General features: G+C 69.4%; 7 protein-coding genes and 1 pseudogene. 3 read left to right on the forward strand and 5 right to left on the reverse strand.

Going from position 1 to position 10,744, the window contains the following annotated elements; all coding sequences use genetic code 11:
- The first annotated feature begins 1,588 nt into the window (after window positions 1-1,588).
- The gene (locus ACIBSV_RS50335; protein ID WP_395874690.1) at window positions 1,589-3,709 is read left to right on the forward strand and encodes a family 20 glycosylhydrolase; all 2,121 of its coding nucleotides are present in this window, start codon (window positions 1,589-1,591) and stop codon (window positions 3,707-3,709) included.
- A gap of 198 nt (window positions 3,710-3,907) precedes the next feature.
- The gene (locus ACIBSV_RS50340; RefSeq protein ID WP_395874692.1) at window positions 3,908-4,897 is read left to right on the forward strand and encodes a phosphotransferase family protein; all 990 of its coding nucleotides are present in this window, start codon (window positions 3,908-3,910) and stop codon (window positions 4,895-4,897) included.
- Between the two features lie 149 nt (window positions 4,898-5,046).
- Here the strand turns inward: ACIBSV_RS50340 and ACIBSV_RS50345 are convergent, their stop codons facing one another.
- A complete protein-coding gene (locus ACIBSV_RS50345; RefSeq protein WP_395874694.1) occupies window positions 5,047-5,460 on the reverse strand; it encodes an ATP-binding protein in 414 nt (137 codons plus the stop codon).
- Between the two features lie 300 nt (window positions 5,461-5,760).
- On the opposite strand from ACIBSV_RS50345, the gene ACIBSV_RS50350 reads away from it, so the two are divergent.
- Window positions 5,761-6,978 carry an ROK family protein gene (locus tag ACIBSV_RS50350; protein ID WP_395874695.1) on the forward strand — a complete coding sequence of 406 codons (1,218 nt, stop codon included), beginning with the start codon at window positions 5,761-5,763 and terminating at the stop codon, window positions 6,976-6,978.
- A gap of 24 nt (window positions 6,979-7,002) precedes the next feature.
- Here ACIBSV_RS50350 and ACIBSV_RS50355 read toward each other — a convergent pair whose 3' ends face one another.
- The 4 genes and pseudogenes from ACIBSV_RS50355 to ACIBSV_RS50370 all read right to left on the reverse strand — a co-directional run.
- On the reverse strand, window positions 7,003-7,494 hold the full coding sequence (locus ACIBSV_RS50355) for an NUDIX hydrolase (RefSeq protein WP_395874697.1): 492 nt from the start codon (window positions 7,492-7,494) through the stop codon (window positions 7,003-7,005).
- Between the two features lie 152 nt (window positions 7,495-7,646).
- Window positions 7,647-9,407, reverse strand: a complete 1,761-nt coding sequence (locus ACIBSV_RS50360; RefSeq protein WP_395874699.1) for a glycoside hydrolase family 35 protein — start codon at window positions 9,405-9,407, stop codon at window positions 7,647-7,649.
- Window positions 9,382-9,642, reverse strand: a pseudogene (locus tag ACIBSV_RS50365) (hypothetical protein); the annotation flags it as partial. The gene ACIBSV_RS50360 and the pseudogene ACIBSV_RS50365, both read right to left, overlap by 26 nt.
- A 37-nt stretch (window positions 9,643-9,679) precedes the next feature.
- Window positions 9,680-10,744 (reverse strand): beta-galactosidase trimerization domain-containing protein (locus tag ACIBSV_RS50370; RefSeq protein ID WP_395874701.1); only part of this gene is annotated, 1,065 nt, incomplete at its 5' end.

The raw sequence follows: 10,744 nt of genomic DNA on the forward strand, positions 1-10,744 counted from the left end.
GTCGTGATCCTGTTCGCCTACATCGAGAAGCACGTCGTATCGGGCCTGACCGCCGGATCGGTCAAGTAACCCGGACGACCCACGGCCCGGGACGATCCCGGGAAACACGAAGCCCACATGAGCACTTCCATCATCGATCTGCTTCCCAGCCCGGTCCGGGCGGTCGGACAACCGCCTCCCGGACCGGGCTCCCCGGCCGAGCGGGCAAGGACACGGCTGTACCACTCGTTCTCCGCCCGTGGCGGCCCCGCGCGGCGCGGCACATGGAGATCCCATCCGGCAGCTCACCCGGACGCAGTTGCGGGCCCTGGCGTCCGATGATGCGTGGTAGTGCTTGAAGATTTCAGATGGAGTAGGAATGCGCCGGAGACTGCTGGTGATCATCGGGGCGCTGGGGGTGGCTGCGACGGCCGTACGCCTGCTTCCTCGCATCGAGAGCGCCATCGCCGCTGTGCGGGGAGGCGACGAGCCCCCGGAAGAGACCTACGTGGTGTCGCGGTCGAGACCATCGACCGACATCGACGTGTGGCACGACCACCCACTCGGGTCCGGTTTCCAAGCATTCCTCAAGGAGGCCGACCGATGAGTCGCCCGCGGCCGGGGCTCGCGAGCCGCTGATGTGCGGTGCGATCGCCTGCGCCCGCTCCCCCTCGCCATGGGACTTGGGGGGTGCCGTGATCCGGTGACGACCGCAATGGGTCATCCGAGCCGCAGAGTTCGACGCCGTCCGCTGCGCGGCGGCGTCGAAGGTATATATCGCGCGGACGTCGTCCGCGGCCTCCGCCGGGCGCAAATCGCGGCCCTGACCAGGAGTTGCGGAACGTAGAGGCGGGAGCGGCGCCGCGGAGCTTCCCGTCGTCATCGGCGTTCCCGAATGCCGCGTCGCCACCGAGCCGCCATCGCTGTCGAGAGACCCCTGGAGCCGGATCTCGACCTGAACCCTGGCCTGCACGTGGGTGTTCGAAGATGCGCAATATCCGCGTCACATGAGTGTGTTCAAGCACTGTCAAGCATCTCGGAGGCCGTCGACGCGGGCGTCAATCCCCTGCCCGGAAGGCCGAGAGGGATCTCGGCATGCGGATAGGCGTCCGTGCGCGGCCTGACATCTCTGTGCAACACCTCGACTCACCTGTGCCCTTCGCCCGGGCCGACATCGCCGAGGTGCCCGCGTGAGCAGCCAGGACTGCGCCGCGGCGACGAGGGCGTGCACACCCCGAAACCCTCCGTCGACCGACTGAGGCATGTTCCCCACGAATTGGCAAAGTCGCGGGGGCTCAAGCCTTGACACCCCCCGAGCACCCTGGCACCTTCATGCTTGAAGTTGCTCACAAAGCGCTTGATTCAAGCAATTACAAGCATCATCGCGCTCAGTTGCGTTACGTGCCGCGTGTTTCGCTGCCCACCATGAGCGGCCGGCAGCGCGGCAGGAGTCGGCGGGTTGCACTGAGTGCGCCGGATCGGACCCCCGTGGTCCGGTGCCTGTGCACGAGCACCACACAGCACCGTCGCCGCCGACACCAATCGCACACTCCCGACCGCCCCATCCTGGTGTGCGGTCCCCGTGCCTTCTTGTCCGAAGGAGCCGACCATGCGCTGGTTGCACCGACGAGGCAGACGCCTCGTCGCACTCGCCACAGCCGCCGTCACCCTCCCGCTCACGGCCACGCTCTCCGAGGCCTCCGCCGCTCCTCCCACACCCGCCCCAGCTCCCTACGCCCTGGTGCCGCAGCCGGTCTCGCAGAAAGCGGTGGCGGGCGAGGGGTTCTCCCTCACCCCCCAGACCCGGATCTCCGTCCTGTCCCGGGACTCGGAGGCGGTGGGGGTGGGAACCTACCTCTCCAAGCTGCTCGCTCCCGCGACGGGCTACGACCTGCGGGTCGTCAAGGACACCCACGCCCCGAAGAACGCCGTCGTCCTCGACCCCAACGGCCCCAAGAAGCTGGGAGCCGAGGGGTACACCATCACCTCCGGCAAGAACGGTGTCGTCGTCAAGGCACACGGGGCCCAGGGCCTGTTCCGCGGTGTGCAGACCCTGCGCCAACTGCTCCCCGCCGAGGTCGAGTCCCGGACCAGGCAGTCCCGTGCCTGGACCGTCTCGCCCGTGCAGATCTCCGACTCGCCCCGGTACGAATACCGCGGCGTGATGCTGGACGTCGCGCGCCGCTTCTACCCGGTCGCCCAGGTGAAGCGCTACATCGACGAGGCCGCGGCGTACAAGATCAACACCCTCCACCTGCACCTGACCGACGACCAGGGCTGGCGCATCGCCATCGACGCCCTGCCCGACCTGACCAAGGTCGGCGCGAGCACGCAGAGCGGCCACACCGGCGGCACCGACTGGTACTACTCGAAGGCCGACTACCAGGAGATCGTCTCCTACGCCACGTCCCGCTTCATGACGGTGGTACCCGAGATCGACGGCCCCGGCCACACCATGTCCGCCCTGGCCTCGATACCCGAACTCAACTGCGACGACAAGGCGAAGCCGCTCTACTCCGGCTTCGACGTCGGCATCAGCACCTACTGCCTGGCGGACGGGACACACCAGGGCAACACCAGGCGCTTCCTGAAGGCCGTCATCAAGGAGGTCGCCAAGCTCACCCCCGGCCCCTACATCCACCTCGGCGGCGACGAGGCCCCGCACACCCCGCCGGACCAATACGCCTCCTACGTCAAGTCCGCCACCGAGGCGACCACAGGACGCCACAAGACGGTGATGGGCTGGAACGAACTCGCCAACGCCGACATCCCCGCCGGCAGCATCATGCAGTACTGGGGAGAGGACGACGACCGCAAGACCATCGGCACCGCTGAGGAGAGCGCGAGCATCGTCTCCACCCGCAACGGGGTCGCCCAGGACGCCAAGTTCGTCATGTCCCCGTCCGACCACGCCTACCTGGACATGAAGTACGACGTCTCCACCCCCTACGGCCTGAGCTGGTCCGGATACGTGCCGGTGGAGCGGTCCTACAACTGGGACCCGGCGACCATCACCGGCAAGATGGACGGCACCGGCTCCATCGTCCCGGCCGACAGGATCGCCGGCGTCGAGGCCGCCCTGTGGGCCGACCGCGCCTACGAGGGCAGCAGCTCACTGCCCACCCCGACCACCCGCTGGCCCGAACCCCACGCCTACGCCGACTACATGAGCTTCCCCCGCCTCCCCGCCCTCGCCGAGGTCGGATGGACCCCCCAAGCCGCCCGCGACTGGAAGAACTTCCGTCAGCGCCTGGCCCAGCACGGGCAGCGCTGGACCGCGGCCGGCATCGCCTACCACCCCGCCCCGGGCGTTCCGTGGCCCGGCACCGTACGGACCGTGGAGGGCGTTCACACCATCGAGACCGAAGGCGTCGCGCTGGACAGCGCCGGCTCCACGTCCGACGGCACGGACCTGGTCATGTGGGCATCCAATCGCGGAAACAACCAGACCTGGACCATCGCCCCCCAGTCCGACGGCACCTACACCGTGACCAGTAAGACCTCCAACAAGTGCGCCGAGGCGACCGGTGGGGCCGGCACCACCGTCGTCCAGCGCACATGCAACGGCCAACCCGCCCAACGCTGGAAGATCACCCCGATCGGCGACGACCACACGATCGCCTCCGCCGGCAGCGGCCTCCTGCTCACCGCAGGTTCGGCCACCAACGGCGCCAAGGCGACCGTGCAGTCCGACACCGGCTCCGCACTGCAACGCTGGTACATCGGCTAGCCGGCCTCACCTGAGGCCATCTCCCGCCCCCGCTCCGGACGCGCCCCGTCCGGAGCGGGGGTTGTGCCCGTGTCCGCAGTGCTTCGTTTCTTTCGTACAACAACCCGACGGGCGCGCAGACGGCTCACCTCGGCAAATACCGACCGGACCCCCGCCGTCCCGGTGCTATTTTCACATCATGCTCTGGGTGGAGGATTGATGGAGAGCATCACCAAGAACCGGCAGCCCGTCGAGGCGCTGCGCGCGCTGGTCGCCCGCGCCTACGGCCCGGACCAGGTGTGCGACCCGGCCGAGGACTGGGTCGGCGAACTGGGCGACGGCTGCTTCAATGTGGCCTATCGGATCCGGTTGCGATCCGGCGCGCAGGTCGTCCTCAAGATCGCGCCGCCGCCGGATGTCGAGGTCATGACCTACGAGCGCGGCGCCATGGCCACCGAACTGGCGGCGCTGCGGCTGATCCGGGAGCACACGAAAGTGCCGGTGCCGGCGGTCGACTTCGCCGATCGAAGCCATGAACTGTGCGACGCCGACTACTTCTTCATGACGTATGTGGACGCGGACAACCTCGACGCCGTCAGGAACACCCTGACCGCGACGGAGATCGACGCGTACGACGAGGCGCTCGGCGCGATCACCCGCGAGCTGAACGGCATCCCGGGCACCGCCTTCGGCCCGCTGACAGGACCGGGCGAAAGCACGTGGCGCGCCGCCTTCCTGCGGATGGTCGAGGAGTTGCTGGGCGACGGCGAACGACGTGGCGTCGACCTGCGCCACGGCTACGACGTGATCCGCGAAGTCGTGGCCGCCCACGCCGATTCGCTGGACGAGGTGACCGAGCCCCGGTTCGTGGAGTGGGACCTGTGGCCCGGCAACTGCATGGTGCGCGACGGCCGGATCGTGGCGATCGTGGACCACGAGCGGGCGTTCTACGGCGATCCGCTGATGGAGTTCGGCTTCGCCGGGAGCGAGTCCGGCGCTTACGGGAACTCGGCGGCTTTCATTCGCGGCTACGGCCACCGGCCTTTCACCTCCGCCGAGCGGACCCGCCGGCGGCTGTACAACCTGCACCTGGCTCTGGTCCAGATCATCGAGACGAACTTTCGGGCGCACACCGGCACCGAGCAGTACGACTGGGCGTGCGAGCGCCTGCGGGAGACCGTGGCCCTGCTCGGCGAGCAAGCCCGCTGACGCTCCCTCGACGCCACACGACCGCAGCACGCGACGCCACGCGCCGAGCTGAACGGCCGAATCGCGCTCGCGAGCGAGACGGGATCGGCAGGACGGGTCTTCAGCGTGCGCACAAGCGTGTCTTGGGTGCCGGGAGCGGCCGGGCAGTGTCAGCCCGCCATCGCCGGAGCATCGTTGCGCAGGGATTCGGAGACGGGGGCGGCGACCGGCAGCATCGCCCGGACGGTGTGGCCGGCACCGCAGTCTTCGACGTCCACCCCGCCGGCGAGGAATCCGACGATGTCCATGCCCCGGCCGTGCTCGTCGGGGTCGCAGACCCGCGGCCGACGCCCGGCGCCGTGGTCCCCGTGGTCGTCCACCGCGATGTTCAGCACGCCCGCGTCCAGGACCAGGCGAACGGTCATGACGCTCCGCCCGTACTGCGCCGCGTTCGCCGTCAACTCGCCGACGATCAAGACCGCGGAGTCCCGATCGTCGCCGACCAGACCCCAGCGGGCGAGTACCGCGCCCGTGAAGCGGCGGGCGTCGGCGACCCGGACGTCCCGGGCGGGCAGCGAGATCACGGCGTGCCGTCGGTCGAGCGACGGTGCGGGGCGGCGACCCAGGCCCCGGACAACCGCCCGCGATCCGCCGGTCGCGACATCGACGCGACGCTCCGTGGCGTCGATGACGCCGGCGTTTCGGTATGGGCACATCTCGGGTGCCTCCAGATCGTGCAGCTCGGCCTGCGGCCGAGCGGTCGTGCCGTGCCGGGGGGTTTCGGGCTCTTCCCAGATCCAAACTACCCCTTGGTCCAATAGGTGTAAATAGTATCTTCCGGGACTTAGAATAAGGGGAGACCGACCAGACGGGCGAGGAGTTTCATGCTCAAGCGAACGGCACGGGACATCCGCCGGCACAACAGGTTCGAGGTGTTGCAGAGCACCTACGCGGCCGGCGAGCACGTGAGCCGGCAACAGATCGCGACCGCGACCGGACTGTCCACGGCCACGGTCGCCAACCTGACCGGCGAGCTCCTCGACGTCGGCGTCCTGGTCGAGGTCGGGCGGGAGGACTCCGGCGGCGGCCGCCCCCGGGCACGCCTGGCGGTCAACGCCGAGCGCGGCCTGCTGGTCGGCGTCGACGTCTCCGAGGACTTCGTCCGTCTCGAACTGTACGACCTCGCGATGAACGTGCTGTGCGCCGTCGAGCGACGGATGGACCCGCGGGGCAGCTCCCCGGGCGACGTGGTCGAACACATCGCGCTGGGCGTGGACGACCTCCTGACGACCCCGGACGTGGATCCCGACCGGGTCCTGGGCATCGGGGTCAGCCTGCCCGGACTGGTCGAACGCGAGGGCGGCGTCTCCGTCCTCGCCGTCTACGGACACTGGCGCGACGTCCCCATGAAGGCCCTCCTCGCCGAACGACTCGACTTCCCCCTCTACGTGGACAACCCGCTCAAGGCCAGCACCGTGGCCGAACTGTGGTTCGGCGCCGGACGCGACGTCGACGACCTCGCCGTCGTCACCCTGCGCACCGGCGTCGGCGTCGGCGTCGCCATCGACGGAACGCTCTACCGCGGCGCCACCAACAGCGCCGGCGAATGGGGCCACATCATCCTGGTGATGGACGGACGGACCTGCCGATGCGGCGCCCGCGGATGCGTGGAGGCATACGTCGGCGCCCCCGGCATCCTGCGGACCCTGCGCGAGATCGACCCGCACAACCCCATCCTCACCATCGACGACCAGATCGCCGCGATCGAGGCCGTCGCCGACGCGGCCCGCCGACACGACCCCACGGCGCTGCGGGTCGTCGAGGACACCGGCCGCCACCTCGGCGCATCGGTCGCCACCCTGATCAACATGCTCAACCCGGCCAGGATCGTGCTCGGCGACTGGGTCGCCGACCGCCTCGGCGAACCACTGCTGACCGCCACACGCGACGCCGCCGCCCACTACGCCCTCGAGCAACCCTTCGCCGCGGTCACCCTGAGCCTGTCCGAACTCCCGGACAACGCGGTGTGCCTCGGCACGGCCACCTTCGCCCTCGAAGGCTTCCTCAACGACCTCACCTCGCGCCCCAGCCCGCTGCCCTGATCCGCACGGCCACATCCGCCGCCGTCACAGCGCCCCGAGTCGGTCCTCCGTGACCTGGAACCGCGCCTCCGACCCCGGGCCGACCGCAGCGTCGATGCGGGCCCGCATGGTGGCGGACATCGGCGGCAGTTCGTCCAGCGGGAACCAACGGGCCTCGGTGTTCTCCCCATCCGCCGGATGCGGCTCACCCGCACGCCATCGGCACAGGAACACCAGGTTGAGATACTGCGTCCGGTCCCCGTTGGCGTAGACGATCGGCTCGGTGACGTCGACCATCGCCAGCCGCTCCGGAACGGCCTCGACGCCCGCCTCCTCGCGGACCTCCCGCACCCCGGCGTCCGCCGGCTGCTCACCGGGATCGATGATCCCGGTGACCGCCGTCCAAGCCCCGTTGTCCGCCCGCCGAACCAACAACACATGCGCTTCCCGCACCACCACCGCGGTCACCCCCGAAAGCCACAGGGGCGCGGTACCGATTTTCTCCCGCAGCGCGAGCACAAACTCCGGTGTCGACATTCGCTCAGTATAGGAAGCTCGGATCGTCGAACTCCCCCCACACACACCCGAGATGCGCGCTTGCCCCAACACGGGGAACACGGGGCCGAGTTCGAATCACCGGATAACCGGGCGACGTCGGCCGTGATCGGCTCGGCTCCGGCACGTTCGCTTCACGATTGGGCCACTCCCAGATCGGGGGTGTCGACCAGCCACGCCTGTGGTCGAGTCGTGGCGTCCAGTTCGAGCAGGACGAGCTCGTTGGTCCCGGTGCGCAGGGTGGGAGCGGGCACGTAGAGGGTGCGCTGAGGCCCGCGGTTCCAGTAGCGGCCCAGGTTGAACCCGTTGATCCAGGCCTGGCCCTTGGTCCAGCCGGAGAGGGAGAGGAAGGTGTCGGCGGGGGTGTCGACGTCGAAGGTTCCGTGGTGGAAGGAGGGCGTGCCCGGCGGTGTGTCGTCGGCGGGACCGAAGGTGAGTGGGCCCAGGTCGTTCAACGCGAGGGGGTGGGTGTCCCATTCGTGCAGGATGGTGCCGTTGAAGGAGACCGGCCCGAGCAGTCCCTTCGGATCGCCGATGCGTGGCCCGTAGTTGACCCGCCCCATGTTCTCCACCAGCACCTCGAGGGTGGCTCCGGGGTGGGGTACGTGGACCGGGAGGCTCTCTTCGTGGCGTTCGCGTTCCAGGACGCCGACGGGCGAACCGTCGATGTAGACGCGGGCCCGATCGCCGACCCCCTCCGCGAAGTGCAGCACTCCTTCGCCGGCGACGGGCAACGTGGTGCGGTAGAGCGCGAGGCCGGCACGTACGCCCAGCGCGTCCAACGTGGGCGGCTCGGTGGTACGGACCGGGGCGGCCGGCACGCCGGCGTTCGTAAGCAGCGGGGTCCGGCGGTCCAGATCGACGACGGTGGCGGGCAGTTTCGGCCCGGGTGCCGGCACCGGTTCGTCCGGGACCGGAGCATGGCGGGCGATGACCTCGCGGAAGGCGTGGTACTTCGGGCCGGGGTCTCCGGATTCGGACAACGGGGCGTCGTAGTCGTAGGAGGTGACGATCGGGGTGTAGGCGTGATCGTGGTTGGCGCCGTTGGTGAAGCCGAAGTTGGTGCCGCCGTGGAACATGTAGATGTTGACCGACGCGCCCGCGGCGAGCAGGGCGTCCAGGTCGGCGGCGGCATCGGCGGCATCGCGCACATGGTGCGGCTCGCCCCAGTGGTCGAACCAGCCGATCCAGAATTCGGCACACATGAGTGGCCCGCTGCTCCGGTGGGTGCGCAGCCGCTCCAGGTTGCGGGCGACATTGCTGCCGAACGTGCCCGTCGCCAGGACGCCCGGCAGGCTTCCCGCGGCCAGATGGTTTTGGTGGGTCTGGTCGCAGGTGAAGAGCAATTCGCCGACACCGCGGGTGCGCAGCGCCTGTTCCACGTACTGGAGGTAGGCGGTGTCGTCGCCGTAGGCGCCGTATTCGTTCTCCACCTGTACCGCGATCACGGGACCGCCTGCCGCCGCAAGGTGCGGGAGGAGCGCCGGCAGCAGCAGATCGAGGTAGCGATCGAATACCTTGGTGAAGCGGGGGTCGCTGCTGCGCAGTCGGATGCCGGGGTCGTCGGTCAGCCACGCGGGCAGGCCGCCGCCATCCCATTCCGCGCAGATGTACGGGCCGGGACGCAGCAGGACGTGCAGCCCTTCCTCCTTGGCCAGTCGAAGGTAGCGGGGCAGATCGAGCAGGCCGTCCAGATCGATGGCATCCGGGGTCGGCTGGTGCAGGTTCCACGGTATGTAGGTCTCCACCGTGTTGAGCCCCATCAATCGGGCCTTGTGCAGCCGGTCGGCCCACTGGTCGGGGTGGATGCGGAAGTAGTGCATGGCCCCGGAGATGATCCGGAATGGCTCGCCGTTCAGCGCGAACCCGTCAACGGTCGTGGTGAGAGCACGCATTCGGGGTCTCCTCGAAGGGGATCGGTGAGTTGTGGTGGTCGGGTGGTGTGGCCGTGGCACGGCTCAGCCGGAGCGTGGCGGCCACGCACAGTGCGGAAATGCCGGACAGGAGCAGCGGGACGGTGCGAACGCCGGACCATTCGATGGCCTTGCCCAGCGCGGGTCCGGCGACGACACCGCCGATCATGGAAGCGGCGATCGCCGGCGCTCCGGCCCGACGGGCGCGGGGAGCCGCATCCCGCCCGTGGCAGACGGACTCACCGCCCCCACGGTCACTCGGTCTCGAGCAACGGCCCCGCGTCGCCGTGCTCGGTCGGCAGCGATCCCAGGACGGCCACTCCTCGCGGGGCCAGGGTGGTTCGGTGCGTGCGGCGGTGATCGTCGGCGAGCAGATCGCGCCGTGCGGTGGGGAGTTCGATGTCGTGGGTCGATCCCGTGTGGTTGAGGAGAATCAGGATGTCGTAACCCTCGCCCCGGCGGATGGCCGCCTGGATGCCCGCCGGCAGGTCCGGCAGGACCGGGTCGACGGCCGCGTCGGCGCACGCGCGGGCCAACAGAGTGCGCATCGTGGCGGCGTCCGGGCGGGTCGCGATGTAGCGGGCGGTGCCAGCGCCGTACGCGTGGACCGTGGCGGCCGGACGTCCGTCCCAGTGGGGACCGACGAATTCCAGTTCCGTGCGGGCGCCCTTGAGCGTGACATCCTCACGCCAGAGGTCGGCGGTGCCGGCCTCGGGCTCCGCTGCTCCCGGTGTGCGCAGTGCGAACGTTTGGCCCACGTCGGCGGGCCAGAATTCCTGGACGGACATGCCCAACGCCTCGCGCAGCGGACCGGGGTAGCCACCGAGATGTACGCGGTCGTGTTCGTCGACGATGCCGCTGAAGAAGGACACCACGATCGAGCCGCCGTCGGCGACGAACCGGGAGAGCTTCGCGCCGTGTTCTGCGGACAGGAGGTAGAGGCTTGGTACGACGACGAGGCCGTAGCCGGACAGGTCGGCCGAGGGGTGCACGACGTCGACGCCGATGCCGAGGTCGAAGAGCGCGGCGTAGTGGTCGAACGCGCGGTCCAGGTGGCGCACTGCGTCCGAGGGGTGCGAGTCGAGTTCGAGGGCCCACCAGCTGTGCCAGTCGGACAACAACGCGACCCGGTTGCGGATCCGGGTGCCGACCAGTTCCGGTACGCGGGCCAACTCGTTTCCGAGTGCGGACACTTCGCGGAATACCCGGGTGTCGACGCCGGCATGCGGGACCATCCCCGAGTGGAACTTCTCCGCGCCGCCCCGGGACTGGCGCCATTGGAAGTACATGATCGCGTCGGCGCCCTGTGCGACGGCCTG

This window comes from Embleya sp. NPDC050154 (genome assembly GCF_044460165.1).
Taxonomy (GTDB): Bacteria; Actinomycetota; Actinomycetes; order Streptomycetales; family Streptomycetaceae; genus Embleya.